Source organism: Paenibacillus mesophilus (assembly GCF_005938385.1).
Taxonomy (GTDB): domain Bacteria; phylum Bacillota; class Bacilli; order Paenibacillales; family NBRC-103111; genus Paenibacillus_AB; species Paenibacillus_AB mesophilus.
The window spans coordinates 245,381-262,215 of sequence record NZ_VCRA01000007.1 but is presented as its reverse complement, the minus strand read 5'-3'; the positions used below and the strand labels follow the sequence as shown (position 1 = coordinate 262,215).

General features: G+C 57.5%; 7 protein-coding genes. All 7 read left to right on the top strand.

Translation table 11 applies throughout. The features are described 5' to 3' along the window. Positions 1–288: 288 nt before the first annotated feature. The 7 genes from FE783_RS15565 to FE783_RS15535 all read left to right on the top strand — a co-directional run bounded on the left by FE783_RS15565 (position 289) and on the right by FE783_RS15535 (position 16,835). Positions 289–11,277: an RCC1 domain-containing protein gene (locus tag FE783_RS15565; protein ID WP_138880301.1), complete on the top strand. Its 10,989-nt coding sequence runs from the start codon at positions 289–291 to the stop codon at positions 11,275–11,277. A gap of 430 nt (positions 11,278–11,707) precedes the next feature. Beyond that, positions 11,708–12,076 carry a DUF4180 domain-containing protein gene (locus FE783_RS15560; RefSeq protein ID WP_138880300.1) on the top strand — a complete coding sequence of 123 codons (369 nt, stop codon included), beginning with the start codon at positions 11,708–11,710 and terminating at the stop codon, positions 12,074–12,076. 192 nt (positions 12,077–12,268) lie between these two features. Beyond that, entirely contained in the window at positions 12,269–14,701 is a 2,433-nt protein-coding gene (locus tag FE783_RS15555; RefSeq protein ID WP_158301826.1) for a PqqD family peptide modification chaperone, read from the top strand. Beyond that, entirely contained in the window at positions 14,698–15,633 is a 936-nt protein-coding gene (locus FE783_RS15550; protein ID WP_158301825.1) for a polyprenyl synthetase family protein, read from the top strand. The genes FE783_RS15555 and FE783_RS15550 overlap by 4 nt, the downstream gene beginning before the upstream one ends. 83 nt (positions 15,634–15,716) lie before the next feature. Further along, on the top strand, positions 15,717–15,995 hold the full coding sequence (locus FE783_RS15545) for a Nif11-like leader peptide family RiPP precursor (protein ID WP_138880297.1): 279 nt from the start codon (positions 15,717–15,719) through the stop codon (positions 15,993–15,995). 271 nt (positions 15,996–16,266) lie between these two features. Beyond that, positions 16,267–16,464 carry a hypothetical protein gene (locus FE783_RS15540; RefSeq protein ID WP_138880296.1) on the top strand — a complete coding sequence of 66 codons (198 nt, stop codon included), beginning with the start codon at positions 16,267–16,269 and terminating at the stop codon, positions 16,462–16,464. A gap of 92 nt (positions 16,465–16,556) precedes the next feature. Next, positions 16,557–16,835, top strand: a complete 279-nt coding sequence (locus FE783_RS15535) for a Nif11-like leader peptide family RiPP precursor (protein ID WP_138880295.1) — start codon at positions 16,557–16,559, stop codon at positions 16,833–16,835.

The window sequence follows — 16,835 nt, the reverse complement described above, 5'->3', positions numbered from 1 at the left end:
AGGAGGTGGTCGGTGACGGTAGGGTTCGGGACCAAATAACGGCATTTGGAGCTGTTATTCGTCGTGGTTTGAAGCGGACTCGTCAAATAAGGGTAATCGAGGAAACAAGAGGCGGAAACGTCTCTTATTTTATTTGGGGAATGAGGTGGAAAAGACGCTGCCGCCGTCTGAAAATGGTTGTTTAGAATTTGTCGAGTGCTGTTTTGTTATGATGGGTTTCGATAAGAGTCTAAAGGACTACGTATACATATTCGGCGACGGCTGGGGCTCGATAGGGAGGCATAAGCAATGAGCTCGAAAAGGAGCAAATGGAATGTCATTTTTGTTTTTTTATTTTTGCTGCAAGCTTGTATGCCCGGGAGGCTGACTGCGGCTGCGGATGCAGGTCAAGCAAGCGGCCGTGAAGTAATTCCTTCCGTCTATGGAGACGGAAAGAAGAGCGTTCAGCCTGTGACTTCTTCCGTTTACGGAGGCGCCAAGGTTCAAATGAACAGTTTGGCGGCGCTGGGGGATGACCTGTCGGAAGTCTATTCGTTCGGCCCCGGCGGCAATGACAAGCTCGGTTATCCGAATAACGACTGGCAGCCGATTCCTAAGTACGTCGAGGCTTTCGCAGGCGTGCCCGTAGCCGATGTAGTCGCAGGAAACGGTCATTCGCTGGCGCTCACATCGGACGGCAATGTGTACGCGTTCGGTTATGGACGTTTTGGTCAGCTCGGACATGGACAGACGACCAATCTGGGCGTACCTACGCTAATTTCTTTCGGCGGCCCCGGCGACAAAGCGGCGGCGGTTTCGGCCGGCTACAACCATTCGTTGATATTAACCGTTACCGGCGATGTTTACGCCTTCGGGACGAGCGCACAAGGGGCGTTGGGACTGGGCGAGCTGAGCGATAATGTGCTGTCGCCGACGAGAATTCCATTGGACGATAAAGTGGCCTCGATCTCGGCCGGAAACAGCCACTCGCTGCTGCTGACCGAAAACGGCGAGATTTACTCGACCGGGAACGGATTATACGGGCGTACCGGGCTTGGCCATGAAGAGACCGTGTACGCACCCGTCAAGATTACGGCCGGTTTGTCTTCCGGCGTCAAGGTGAAGGCGGTTTCCGCAGGCAATACGCACTCATTGGCGTTAACGGAGGACGGCAAAGTATACGCTTTCGGTGATGGAAGCTACGGCTCGTCGGGTCATGGGGATAGGAGCGGCTCCACAATTCCGAAACGCATCGACGCGCTGCAAAACATAGTCGTAACCGCAGTATCGGCGGGCAGGTATTACTCGCTGGCACTCTCGGAGGACGGGGACGTTTACGCCTTCGGCATCGCGACCGATGGGCAGCTGGGGCTCGGTACGGGGATAGGACCTGAAGGGGATGTACCCCACGTCAAATCGCCGACTGTTATTCCGCGTACTTCGTTTGCAGGGGAGAAGGTCGTGGCCGTTTCCGCCGGTTACTATCATGCGCTTGCGCTGACCGAATCAAGGAAAGTGTATTCGTTCGGCTATTCCAATCGCGTCGGTCAAGGGGACATCCAGGATCACAGCTATGTGCCGGTAAATATTACCCCTGCCGGCGTGAGCGTGAAGCATATAAACGCGGGTCCGAGCCACAGCTTTTTACTGACGCTCGGCCCTTCCGCCTTCGATATGCCGGATCCCCCAACGAACATAGTAGCCGTTCCCGGCAACGGGCAAATTGAAGTCTCCTTCGTTCCTTCGGCGTACAACGGGGGAACCCCGATTACGCATTATACCGTTTATGCCGTATCGGAACACGGCGTCGTCCGCGCCTACGGCAATGCCAGTCCGATTGTCGTATCGGGCTTGCTCAACGAGGTGCCTTATACGGTCACCGTGACGGCTACGAACATCAAGGGCGAATCGCGGCCCTCGGCCGCCCGAGTCAACATTGTCCCGAAGCTCCCGACCGTAGAGGGCGAAGGCGTTTTCTCTTTCGGCGTCAGCGCTGTGGGGCAGCTAGGTCAAGGCCTTTCCGGAAATTTGAACTCCCCGAAGCTGATGGCCGCACTGCCGACAAGCCTCGCGGACATTGCGGATATAGCGGCCGGTGGGGGACACTCGCTCGTATTGACGTCAAACGGGGCGGTTTACGCATTTGGCGAAGGGGCGCGGGGGCGACTCGGCATTAACGAGTACTATTACGATCGGTATTCGCCGGCTCCGCTTACCGTCCTGCCGGGAACGCCCGTGACCGGCGTTGCCGCCGGCGGCGAGCATTCTTTGCTCGTGACGGTAACCGGCGACGTCTACTCGTTCGGTTATGGACTAAACGGCGAACTGGGCCACGGCGATACGAGCCAGCAGGATACGCCGAAACGCATCCAGGCGCTGGCGGGGATCCGGATCGTTGACGTGTCGGCCGGCGGCAGCCATTCTTTGGCGCTCGGCGAGAATGGGGAAGTGTACGCCTTCGGTAACGGCTTGGCGGGTCAATTGGGACTCGGAAACAACAACAGCACGAACGTTCCCGTGAAGATTCAAGGCGGATGGCCGTCGGGAGACAAGGCGATCGCAATCGCGGCCGGCGCCTCCCATTCGCTCGTGCTTACGGATAAAGGCGAGGTATATTCGTTCGGAGGCGGTTTCGCGGGGCAGCTCGGTCACGGCAATACGCTAAGCGTCAACGTGCCGACCCGGATCGCCGGACTTCCGGGCGGGGACAAGGCGGTCGCCATCCAAGCAGGGGGCTCCGGTTCGCTTGTGCTGACGGAATCGGGCGCGATGTATACGTTCGGGAATGGCGACAAGGGGGAATTGGGCCACGGAGATACGAACATGCGGACATCGCCGACGCTTGTCGCCGCTCTAGCGGGCAAACGTGCGATAGCCGCTTCGATGGGAGACAAGCATACGATCGTGGCGACGCAGGAAGCGGGCGTATCCGAAACGTACAGCTTCGGGAAAGGCGATTTCGGAGTGCTCGGGCACGGTGCCTCGACGAACTTGTCCAAGGTTCTCCCTACGCCGATCGGGGCATTGTCGGGCAAACGGATCGCCTCGATCGCCGCGGGCGGCTATCACACGCTGGTGCTGGCGGGGAATAGAGGAGAAACGGAGCGTCCTGCAATAACGGGTGCGGAGATCGGCCCGAGAAACGCTTACGTCGACGTGACATTCAGCGAAGGCGTATACACAAAACCGAACGGTGCGGGAGGATTATGGAGCGGCAGCTTCAAGCTTGCGTTTGCGGCGAACGGAGGCGGAGCTTCCGGGGCCGCTATTACGGCGGTGCGGAAACCGAACGGGGAAATGGCCACTACGGCGGGCATATTGACGGGCGGAGAAACGAAGGTTCGCGTATTTATTGCCGTAACCGGAGTTCCAAGCGGGGTGGAGACGATCGAGCTAAAGCCGGTCAACGGCTTGGCGATATACGACGGAGCGGGAAATGCGGCGGAAGCGGTCCAGTCGGCCGTGCGGCAGCTTCGAGACTTGGTTGCCCCCGTCATTACGAATGTAGCACGGATAAATGACACGACCGTGGAAGTAACGCTAAGCAAGGATGCCGTTCAAGTCGAGCATGACCATGACGGCGGCTTTACCGTGCAGGAATCGGACAGCGGCGGGCCCATCACGTACCCGGTAACGAGAACGGCGGCGGGCACCGACTGCCGCAAAGTCGTGCTGACGGTGGCGGATACGGGCGCTTCCGGAAAGGAAGGGCTGACGATCCATTATTCGCAAGGCGTGAACGGAACGATTGCGGATACGGCCGGCAATGCTTTGGCGAGCACTGCTGCGGGAATTCGGATAGCCGCTTGGGATACGGCTGCTCCCGCGTTCGCCACGGCTGTATTGGCGGCTGGCGGCAACGCGTATGTGGATGTGACTTTTAACGAGGACGTATATGGGAATGCCGACGGAACGGGAGCGTTGACCGCAGCCGATTTCCGTCTCGATTTCCGGCGGAATGGCGGCAATGCAACCGGTGCCGGTATCGCGGCGGTCAAAAATACCGGTTCCGATGTGCTGGAAACGGCGGGTGACTTGACCGGCGGAGAGCGGACCGTACGTATATTTTTGACGACGACCGGAACCCCGATCGGCGCGGAACAGATCGACATCAGGCCGAAGGACGGCCAATCCTTATTCGACAAGGCGGGGAACCCGGCTGGGGCCGGTGAAATCCGGACGTTGACGCTGAAAGACAAGCTCGCTCCGTCGATCACCGGAGTGACTAAGCAGAGCGATGTCCGCATTATCGTGGATCTGAGTCAGGATGCGACCGGCACTATAAAAAACAGTGACGGCGGCTTCAAAGTAACGGAGACGGGCAATGACTCGATCACGTATGCAGTAACGTCAATCGACCAAATTCCCGGACAAGCTCGGAAGGTAGCATTGACGATTGCGAATATGGCGGTTTCCGGCAAGGAAGGCGTCACGGTATCGTATGTGAAAGGCGGTAACGGAACGATAGCGGACGAAGCGGGCAACCTGATGGAGTCTTCAGCCGGTTGGACGATCGGCGGCTGGAATAGGATTACCCCCATGTTCGACAGCGTATATCCGCTTGGGTATAACAATACTTCTTTTGACCTTTATTTTACGAAAGGCGTGTATGCTTCGGACAACGGTACGGGCGGCTTGAAGGCGGACGACTTTACGCTCCTCTTCGAAGCAAACGGCGGAACGGCTACAGGCGCGGTCATCGAAGAGGTGCAAAGGGTGGATGTGAGCACGGGGGAAGCGGTCGGAGAGACGATCGGCGGGGACTATGCGGTGCGTATCTTTATTGAGGTCGCAGGAAAGCCGGACGGCAATGAAACGATTACGATTTTGCCGGCGGATGGCCAAGCCATTTTCGATATAGCCGGCAATGCGGTCCCGGAATCCGATTCGCAAACCGTCACGGTGTTCGAGAAATACTCTCCTACGATGGCGGAAGCTGCTCGCGAGAGCGATACGACGATCGTGGTGAAGATGAACGAGCCTATTTATTTTGACGATATGGGCACAAGCGGCGGATTTGTCGTTCAGGAGACCGGGAGCGGCGGTACGATTGCTTATGAGGTGAATTCGGTCACTTTGCGGCAAGACGATTCGTATTTGTATATCGTGCTTACCGTTGATTCTATGGGTGCTTCCGGCAAAGAGGGTGTTACGGTCAAATACGTGTCCGACTCCATTTTCGATCCGATTATGGACTGGTTTGACAATCGTTTGGAAACGGACGCGACGGGCGTACCGGTTGCCGCTTGGGATAACGATCCGCCGATTTTGCAGGCGGAGGCCGTGCTGGGCGAAGGAAACGCATATGTCGACATCACGTTCAGCGAAGGCGTATACGGGACGGCGCAAGGGACAGGCGGTCTTACGGCAGCCGGCGTCGCTGTTGATTTCGCGGCGAATGGAGGCGCAGCGTCAGGTGCGAATGTTGCCGCCGTGAAGAAAGCTGACGGAGTGACGGCCGACGCGGCAGGGGCGCTAACGGGCGGAGAAACGACCGTGCGGGTGTTTCTGGCGTATGACGGCGCGCCTAGCGGGACGGAGACGGTGGCGCTGCGTCCGGCAAGCGGGCTTGCGATTTTCGATAAGGCGGGCCATGCGGCTGATGCGACACGGCCGACGAACGCGAAGACGCTCGCAGACCGGCTCGCGCCGACGATTACCGGAGCGGTGGTAGATGCGAACAACGCTTTTGTCGATATTGCGTTTAGCGAAGGCATATACGGTGCGGCTAACGGCACGGGCGGTATAACGGCGGATCGGTTGGAGCTTACGTTCGCGGCGAACGGCGGATCAGCTGCAGGCGCGATTGTGGCCGGCGTGAAGAAGGCCGACGGGGTGACCGCCGGCACGGCCGGGGCGCTGACGGGAGGAGAAACGACGGTGCGCGTGTTTCTGACACTGTCCGGCGTTCCCGGCGGGCTGGAAACGGTGACGATCCGACCGGTGATCGGCGCGGCGATTTTCGATGAGGCCGGCAATGCGATTGCAGCCGACGCTGCATCCGGCGCGCTGCCGCTCACGGACCGGCTTGCACCGGCGATGGCGGCGGCCGTTCGGGATAGCGATACGCAGATTACGGTAGAGCTCAGCGAGCCGGCGTCCCTTCCGGGTGAGGCCGGCAGCTTTACGGTGGAGGAAACGGGCAGCGGAGGAACGAAGTCGTACCCGGTTACCGCTGCGGTACAAGGTGCGGACGCCGCGCATATCGTGCTGACGGTAGCGGATATGGGCGCATCGGGCAAGGAAGGCTTGACTGTCAAGTACACGGCTGGCTTGAGCGGCGGAATTGCCGACGCGGCGGGCAACGCGATGGCGACTGACGCAACGGGCGTACTTATTTCAGCTTGGGATACGGAGCCGCCCGAACTGCAAACGGAGACGGTGCTGGGTGCAGGCAACGCGTATATCGACATCGCGTTCAGCGAAGGCGTATTCGGTACGCAGCACGGGGCAGGAGGCGTTACGGCGGTCGGCTTGGCACTTGATTTTGCCGCCAATGGCGGCGCGGCGTCGGGAGTATCGATCGCAGCGGTGACGAGAGCCGATGGGGTGACGGCGGGTGACGCAAGCGCGCTCGCAGGCGGAGAAACGACGGTGCGCGTATTCTTGACAGTCGTTGGCGTTCCGAGCGGAACCGAAACGGTAGTGCTTCGTCCGGCGAACGGGCTTGCGATTTTCGATAAAGCGGGCAACGCGGCCGATGCTGTGCGGCAGACGAACGCGAAGATGCTTGCGGACCTTCTTGTACCGACGATTACGGGTGCGGAGCTCGGCAGTATGAACGCGTACGCGGACATTACGTTCAGCGAAGGCGTATACGCTACGGCGCTGCGAGCGGGAGGCCTTACGGAGGCCAGCTTGGCGGTCGAGCTCGCGGCAAACGGCGGAACAGCGTCGGGAGCCTCTATTGTTGCGGTGAGAAAAGCGAACGGGACGACAGTGGAAACGGCCGGAATGCTGGCAGGAGGAGAAACGAAGGTTCGGGTGTTCATGGGCTATGCCGGCTCGCCTAACGGAGTTGAGCAGCTGAAGCTTCGCCCGGCGAGCGGCGCGTCCCTATTCGACTCGGCCGGAAATCCGATGGATGCAAGCGAAATAACGGCCGTGCTGGAGTTGGCCGACGGTCTGGCGCCGGTCATGAAAGCGGCCGTACGGGACAGCGATACGCAAATTACGGTAGAGCTGAGCGAGTCGGTGTTCCTTTCGGGTACAGGCGGCTTTATGGTGGAGGAAACGGGGAGCGGAGGAATGAGGACGTACCCGGTTACCGCTGCGGTGCAAGGCGCGGATGCGATGCACGTCGTGCTGACGGTTGCGGACATGAGCGTATCCGGCAAGGAAGGCGTAACCGTCAAGTACACGGCGGGTTCAAGCGGCGGGATTGCCGACACGGCGGGCAATAGGATGGCGACGGACGAAGCGGGCGTATCCGTCCTAGCGTGGGACACAGCGGCACCGGTCTTGCAAACGGAAGCCGTGCTGGGAGCGGGTAACGCGTACATCGACATCGCATTCAGCGAAGGCATATTCGGTACGATGCAAGGTACAGGCGGCCTAACTTCGACGAGCTTGGCGGTTGATTTCGCAGCGAACGGCGGAGGAGCTACCGGAGCGTCAATCGAAGCTGTCAAGAATCCTGATGGGGAGACGGTGACCGAGGCCGGTGCTCTTGCAGGCGGAGAAACGACGGTGCGGGTGTTCCTGACGTATGACGGCACGCCGAGCGGAACGGAGACGATAGCGCTGCGTTCTGCAAGCGGGCTCGCGGTCTTCGATAAGGCAGGAAATGCGGCGGATGCGACACGGCGGACAAACGCGATAATACTCGCGGATCGGCAAGCACCGGTCATGAAAGCGGCCGCGCGGGACAGCGATACGCAAATTACGGTAGAGCTGAGCGAGTCGGTGATCCTTTCGGGTTCGAGCGGCTTTATGGTGGAGGAGACGGGCAGCGGAGGAACGAGGACGTACCCGGTTACCGCTGCGGTGCATGGTGCGGATGCGATGCATGTCGTGCTGGCGGTCGCGGACATGAGCGTATCCGGCAAGGAAGGCGTTACCGTCAAGTACACTGCTGGCTCGAGCGGCGGGATTGCCGACACGGCAGGCAATAGGATGGCGACGGACGAAGCGGGCGCTGTTGTCCTAGCGTGGGACACAGCGGTGCCGGTCTTGCAAACGGAAGCCGTGCTGGGAGCAGACAACGCGTACATCGACATCGCATTCAGCGAAGGTGTATACGGTACGATGCAGGGAGCAGGCGGCCTAACGGCGACGAGCTTGGCGGTTGATTTCGCAGCGAACGGCGGAGGAGCTTCCGGAGCCTCAATCGAGGCTGTCAAGAAGCTTGATGGGGAGACGGTGACCGAGGCCGGTGCTCTTACAGGCGGAGAAACGACGGTACGGGTGTTCCTGACGTATGACGGCACGCCGAGCGGAACGGAGACGATAGCGCTGCGTTCTGCAAGCGAGCTCGGGGTCTTCGATAAGGCAGGAAATGCGGTGGATGCGACGCGACGGACGAACGCGATAATACTCGCGGATCGGCAGGCACCGGTCATGAAAGCAGCCGTGCGGGACAGCGATACGCAAATTACGGTAGAGCTGAGCGAGTCGGTGATCCTTTCGGGTACAGGCGGCTTTATGGTTGAGGAAACGGGCAGCGGAGGAACGAGGACGTACCCGGTTACCGCTGCGGTGCAAGGTGCGGATGCGATGCATGTCGTGCTGGCGGTTGCGGACATGAGCGTATCCGGCAAGGAAGGCGTAACCGTCAAGTACACGGCGGGTTCAAGCGGCGGGATTGCCGACACGGCGGGCAATAGGATGGCGACGGACGAAGCGGGTGTATCCGTCCTAGCGTGGGACAGAGCGGCACCGGTCTTGCACGCGGAAGCCGTGCTGGGAGCAGGCAACGTGTACATCGACATTGCATTCAGCGAAGGTGTATACGGTACGATGCAAGGTACAGGCGGCCTAACGACGACGAGCTTGGCGGTTGATTTCGCAGCGAACGGCGGAGGAGCTGCCGGAGCGTCAATCGAGGCTGGCAAGAAGCTTGATGGGGAGACGGTGACCGAGGCCGGTGCTCTTACAGGCGGAGAAACGACGGTGCGGGTGTTCCTGACGTATGTTGGCACGCCGAGCGGAACGGAGACGATAGCGCTGCGTTCTGCAAGCGGGCTCGCGGTCTTCGATAAGGCAGGAAATGCGGCGAATGCGACGCGACGGACGAACGCGATAACACTCGCGGATCGGCAAGCACCGGTCATGAAAGCGGCCGCGCGGGACAGCGATACGCAAATTACGGTAGAGCTGAGCGAGTCGGTGTTCCTTTCGGGTACAGGCGGCTTTATGGTTGAGGAAACGGGGAGCGGAGGAATGAGGACGTACCCGGTTACCGCCGGGGTGCATGGTGCGGATGCCATGCACGTCGTACTGGCGGTTGCGGACATGAGCGTATCCGGCAAGGAAGGCGTAACCGTCAAGTACTCGGCGGGTTCAAGCGGCGGGATTGCCGACGTGACGGGCAATGCGATGGCGACGGACGAAGCGGGCGTATCCGTCCTAGCGTGGGACACAGCGGCACCGGTCTTGCAAACGGAAGCCGTGCTGGGAGCAGGCAACGCGTACATCGACATCGCATTCAGCGAAGGTGTATACGGTACGATGCAGGGGGCAGGTGGCCTAACAGTGAGCAGCTTGACGGTTGATTTCGCAGCGAACGGCGGAGGAGCTTCCGGAGCCTCAATCGAGGCTGTCAAGAAGCTTGATGGGGAGACGGTGACCGAGGCTGGCGCGTTAACAGGCGGTGAATCGAGAGTAAGAGTGTTTCTAAAAATTGCGGGTGTACCGAGCGGGACGGAAACTGTTTCGGTTCGTCCTGCGAATGGTGCATCGATATTCGACATAGCGGGCAACGCCGCAGAGGCTGCGCGTTCGACAATCGGATTACGGCTTGCCTCCCGGCAAGCTCCCGTTAACGGCGGCAACGAAACGGATGCAGGAACCGGGTCTGCTGCTATTCCACCGGCAAACGACAATAGGCCGCAAAGTATTCCGGTTATCGTGAACGGGGTCGTTCAGGAGCAGACGGCAACCGCCCTGGTCGAGACGGTAAACGACAGGAAAAGAACGACCGTAACGCTGCAGGAGGAGCCGATCGGAGAGCGATTGAAGAACGAAGAGGCCGGGGCGGTCTTTACGGTTCCGGTAACGAACGGCTCCGATCAGCTGCATGTCGAGCTTAACGGCCGAATGGTGCGGGATATGGAGGACAAGAGCGCGGTTCTGCACATTCAGACGGAAGCGGCCGCTTATACGATACCGGCCGGGTTTATGAACATCGGTGAGGTGTCCGGACAATTCGGCTCCCAGGCCGATCTCCGCGACATTAAAGTGCGCGTAGAGATCACGATTGTCCCGAACGAGCCGAAGCCCGCGGACAATCCGGACGAATCGGCAGTATTGGTATCGCCTGTCGTTCAATTCCGGGTAACGGCTTCCTGGCAAGGCAGGGAAATCGAGATCGACCGATTTGCCGAATATGTGGAGAGGAGCATCGTGCTCCCTTCCGGCACAGCCCCTAGCCGTATTACTACCGGGGTGCGGATTGTCGAGGATGGGCAGCTGCTCCACGTACCGACGAAAGTCGTAGAGCAGGGAGGCGCTTATCGCGCAGTCATCAACAGCCTTTCGAATAGTATGTATTCCGTCATTTATAATGAAAAGACGTTCGAGGATATATGGGGACATTGGTCTCAGGGAGCTGTGGAAAAATTGGCGTCCCGCCTCGTTGTCGACGGAACGGATGATCGGCGCTTCACGCCGGATCAGCCGATTACCCGCGCCGAATTTGTCGCGATTATGGCACGGGCGTTAGGGCTTCATAACGGGAAGGGAATCAGCAGCAGCTTTCAAGATGTCCCTTCCGACGCATGGTATGCGGGTGAGGTTGCCATTGCCGAGCGGCATGGGCTTATTGAAGGGGAGAGCGGCGGCAGCTTCCGCCCGCAGGACCGCATTACCCGGGAAGAAGCGATGGTGATTGCCGCACGGGCGATGAAGCTGGCCAGAATGCAGACCCGCATCGATAACGCCGACACCGATCGGCTGCTCGCCGCTTATCACGATGCGGACGCGTTCGGCGATTGGTCCAAGTCCGCGGCAGGCTTGAATATCCGTTACGGAATTATTCAAGGCTACGGCAGCACTCTAGCCCCGAAGGCGTATATCACACGCGCCGAAACCGCGACGGTCGTCGCGCGTCTGCTGAGAACTTCCGAACTGACGGACTGACCGGCAGCGGGTTAATAAGGAACAGCCTCCGCGCAAACCGCGGAGGCTGTTTTATCGTTGTTCCGGAAATGGTTTCCCCAAGAAAGTCTCTGAACGATAATCCCGCTCATTCGAACCGTTTCCGTTTTCCTAACTGGAAAACATGTCGTTAATTATTCGATTATTTGCTTCTGTGAAAGTTTAACTGGAAAACCTGTAGTATATTTTATCGATTTCGTTGTTTTAGCTCGAATATAACGATTTTTACTGTAGGTTTTCCGTTATGGATCGCTATTTGATCTATTCTAGTTACATTTAGTGTAGGTTTTCCATATAGCAGGGTCGATGTCGGCAAGTATGTAGGTTTGACTGTAACAAGGGGTGTCGCGATTCCAAGAGAATATGGTATTATATGAAATTAATACATATTTATAGTAAAGGTGGAGCGAGCATGAAAGTAACGGTTGACCAAAAGGGCGAATCGAAAGTGGCCGTCATTGAAAGCTCCGACATCGTCATTCGCGATGTTCAAGAGGCACTGGATTTGATGGCTTCGGTCAAGTATAACGACGACTGCCATAAAATATTGATCCATAAGTCAAACCTAACGGAAGATTTCTTCGAGTTGAAAACCCGGCTTGCCGGCGAGATTTTGCAAAAATATACGAATTATCATGTGAAAATCGCTATTGTCGGAGACTTCGACGGGTATGACAGCAAAAGTCTGAAAGATTTTATTTACGAATGCAATAAAGGCAAGCAAGTTTTTTTCCTGAAGGAGAAAGAGGATGCGCTTCGTGCTCTTCATGGCGTGTCCTAACAACCGCACCTAACGACCGGATCCGCAGCGGACAGCTGTTTGATCCGGTTGTTTTTTTCGTTTTCCCCGTTCGTTATGCGACTTGATAAACTTGTTCGGACCGAAATTGAAAGGTTTTTGTAAGGCGGCGCAGTTATCATGGATGAGATCTGTTTAGGTTCAAGTCCGTAAATGACTGGAGGCTGCATGTTCATGAGCGAAATCACGATGAACAGCCCTGTATATTTGCTGTTTAAGGAGTTGGGGTTGGGAGACCCGCCTCCGCTCCTCGTAACCGAGCTTTCCAAATACATGAAATCCGTTTCGTTTCGGCAAGGGGAAATGATTACCGAGGAATGCGGAGAAATCGACGACGAAATGTATGTGATTGTGAGCGGTACGGCCCGATTGAACCGGCTTGCGGAAGGAGTGACAAGAGAAATTGCGGTATTCGGTCCGGGCGATCTGATCGGGGAAGCCCATCTGATTCTCGGGGATTCGGGGAAGGATAGCGTTACGGCCGTCGAGCCGGTCCATGCCATCGTGATTAGCAGTGCCACGCTATACGAGTTTTTCGGTAGAGAGGAGCACCGGACGTCGCCTTTGCCGGACATACTCCGCTTGAAAACGATCGTAGCAAGACTGAAAGCGGCGACTCCGCTTGCCGCCGTCCCGGGACCCGTGCTGACCGAGCTTGCCGCCCAAGTCGAGGTTGAACACGTCACTGCGGGAACGACGCTTCTGGCTTACGGCCAAGCTATTGAACAGTTTTCCGTTATTTACAAAGGTTGCGCGCACGTCTATACGGGTAACGGCAAAAAGCAAAAGATGGTTGCCGAGCTCGTTCCCGGAGATACTTTCGGCGAAGCTTCCTTGCTGTCCGATTCGGGAGTGTCGTCCGAAATGACAGTTGTGGCCGCCTCCGATCTGGAGCTGTACCGCATCAGTCCCGCAATCATCAACGACTGTCTCCTCCATCATCCCGAAGCGTCCGCGTTCATCGAGCAGGAGATCGCGGGCTTGAGCGCTGTTTGTTTCCTTCGCCGCTCTGCCCCGTTCGCCGGTATGGACAGCGTCCTGCTTCATAGGATCGCCTCTTCCGCCCGGAAAAAAGTATATCCCGAAAGGGCGGTGCTGTTCAAGGAGGGCGACCAGGGCGATGCTTACTACATGGTAAGCCGCGGACGCATTATTTTGGATACCGACGAATCGGAGTCCGTCAAAGTACTGGAGGAAATCGGAGCGGGGGAAGGCTTCGGCGAAGGAGCTCTTCTATCGGGCGGGCGCCACACATATACGGCGATAGCGGGAGAAGAAACCGAAGTGCTCCTAGTGACCAAAGAGGTTTTTCTGCAGGCGGTCCGCGGCAACCGGCAGCTATTGCTCAACTTGTCGCGCACGCTGTTTCAGAGACAGCTTCCCGTGCGGATTCCGAATTGGAATTCGGTGCGGCAAACAACCGCGGAAGGTACCTCGCTTTATATTTTAAAAGACGAGGACCGCGGCAATTATTTCAAACTGTCCGAACAAGGATATTTCCTCTGGGAGCAGATGGACGGCAACACATCGATCCGGGACTTGGTCATGGCTTATTTCATGAAATACAAAAGCTTGTCGATGGATACGGTTATCAGTCTGATCGAGTCGCTTCAAGCTGCAGGCTTCGTTTATACGCAAGGCGCTTCCAGAGAGCTTATGGGCGACATGAAATTGCCCTGGTATATTCGCGCGGGTCTAAAAGCCCACCATGTTCTCAGCTGGAAAAAGCCGATCGAAGGCTTCGATCCGTTAATTACGTCGCTGTACCGCAACGGTGGATTCGTTATTTATACGAAGTGGTTTCAACGACTGCTGGCCGTTCTGTCGGTTTCCGGCGTCTGCATCTTCCTTTATTTGATGATGTCGGGCCAAGTGAAGCTGGTTCAGCTGTTTCCCGACCGTTCGGCGTCTCTCCTTTCCTGGATCGGCTTCTACGGCATCTTTCTCGTTCATGCCTTGCTCCACGAGACGGCCCACGCCTTGACGGTGAAATCATACGGGCGCGAAGTGAGAAGAGCCGGATACGGCATATTCTGGGGTTCGCCGATCCTTTACGTCGATACGAGCGACATCTGGATGGCGTCCCGGAAAGCCCGGATAGCCGTTTCCTGGGCCGGCCCGTATTTTCATTTCTCGGTGGGGGCTGTCATGGCGTGGCTGCTGCTGCTGTCACCCGACTTGTCGGCGAATCCGCTGCTCGTGCAAATCATGCTGTTGAACTACTTGTTCTTTCTTGCGAACTTGTTTCCATTGCTGGAGTTTGACGGGTATTACATGCTGATGGATTATTTGGAAATGCCGAAGCTGCGCAGCAAATCGCTCGCCTTCCTGCGGCAGCAGCTGAAAAAGCCTACGAGTACGAAACTATGGAGCAAAGCCGAACGGATATACGGGGGATTCGGTTTGGTATCCGGCATCTATACGGCATTTGCACTCGTTCAAATATTATGGGGGGTACGGATGACCGTGGAGCAGTTGACGGCGGCCGTGCTCGGGCACATCGGCGGCATGGTGTTAGGCTGGTGTGCCGGAGTGGCGCTTGCCGCACTGTTGCTGCTGCCCGCATGGAAAGACGGGCGCAAAAGCAAAGGGGTATCGGTCGTGTGAGCGGAGAAGAGGCGAACAAGGAGGAAGCGTTGAACGAAGCGATATTGCGTACGATGCTTGAAGCGTTGAACGAGCTCGAAGGCGAGGACGGTCCGTCGGCGTGTTGGGTGAAGGCGGTACCGAGGCCGCAAGTCGGCTTGCTCCCGTCGTTTCTGTACGGATGCTTGACTAACGGACAAAGGGACGAGGAGGTTCTGGTTCGGGCCGGTGCAGCGGTGGAACTGCTATACCATAGCGCCACGATATTCGATGACATTCAAGATTCGTCGGAAGCTCGATACGGACTGCCGGCCTCATGGAAGCTGTATGGGAAAGAGCGCGCGATCAATATCGGCATATGGCTGCTATCCGCGGCCAATCTGATCGTCACCGGTCCGGGTATGCCCGCCGACATCGCGGTTCCCGCGGTCGCGGCCGTGAGCCGTGCCGTTGGAAATATGACTCGCGGCCAATGGAGCGACCTTTCGCTGGCGCGGCCCGATTTGCAGCAATGCATGGCGTTATCCGGCCGGAAGACGGGGGCTTTGATTGCCGCAGGGCTGCATTTAGGTGCGATAGCCGCGAAGGTTCCGTCCGACCGGCATGCGGTATTGCTTGATGCCGGCTTTCGTCTGGGGGAAGCTTTGCAGCTTCACGATGATTTGGAGGATCTGATTGATCGGTTCGCGGCGGGGGGACCTCGCTGGACGTCGGCTGCAGCGGCGGTGTACCCGCATTTGCCCGATGAAGCGAAGCATGAGCTGGACAATGCCATGGCTCGAGCCGATGCAAGACAATTCACGGCCATTTTGGCGGATCATGGCGCTTCTCAGATGGTTTTCAGCATATCGGCGGCTTCCGCCGCCGCCGCCCGCAAGCTGTTGGGGTACGCTGGACTGTCCAAACGATCGGTCGACTCCTTATATACATTATTGGGGCTTCATCGGATGTAAGCGGATTTTGTAAGAATGTTGTAAGGAGCCGGCGGTAAGATGATTCCGTAGTCCTTTTATACTAGAAATGGAGGGATAACGGAGTGAGTGTGCAGGATATGACGAAGCTTGTCGCGCATGCGTTGAAAGACGAGCAGTTCCGCCAGCAGCTGGCCGAAAATCCGGAGTCGGCGGTTCAAGCCGCGGGATTCCAGTTGACGGAAGAGGAGCTCGAAGCCGTCAAAAGCGTCGACCTCGGACTCAGCGAGGAGGAGCTCGAAGAGCGGGTAAGCAAAATTTGGGGAGCGCCGGCTCCTACGAATCCGTTCCAGGGCGGCGGATTGATCGGAGGCGGAGGGAACCTCACTACGGTTGCCCCGTAAGCCGGCTCCGGCTATAAACAAAACCGAATTGACCGGGATTAATGGATAGGGATGCATGTATGAGGCTTAGGAATTTTATTCCTAGGCCTCGTTTGTTTGCTATCTGATGCTAGTGCAAAGGCTCGAACCCCAGATCATTCTTGATTCAGGTCATCGAGAACAGAGGCGCATTCTCGCACCCCTCTTTCTCATAGTACGAACTGTCCACACGCCGGAAACGTTCGCCGAATAGACGTTCCAGTATCTCCGTGACGGGATGATCGCAACACGCTTGCCTGCCGACCACATTGTAGGTGCGGGCGCCATATTGAAGCGGGGCATCGACGGCTGTTTCGATCGCCCGTACCACATCGCTTATCAATTCAGCTTATCGGCGGCTTCCGCCGCCCGCAAGCTGTTGGGGGACGCCGGACTGCCCAAACGATCGGTCGACTCCTTGTATACATTATTGGGGCTTCATCGGATGTAAGCGGAAACTTCTTGTTTTGTAAGAATGTTGTAAGGAGCGGGCGGTAAAATGAATCCGTAGTCCTTTTATACTAGGAATGGAGGGATAACGGAGTGAGTGTGCAGGATATGACGAAGCTTGTCGCGCATGCGTTGAAAGACGAGCAGTTCCGCCAGCAGCTGGCCGAAAATCCGGAGTCGGCGGTTCAAGCCGCGGGATTTCAGTTGACGGAAGAGGAACTCGAAGCCGTCAAAAGCGTCGACCTCGGACTCAGCGAGGAGGAGCTCGAAGAGCGGGTAAGCAAAATTTGGGGAGCGCCGGCTCCTACGAATCCGTTCCAAGGCGGCGGATTGATCGGAGGCGGAGGGAACCTCACTGCAGTTGCCCCATAA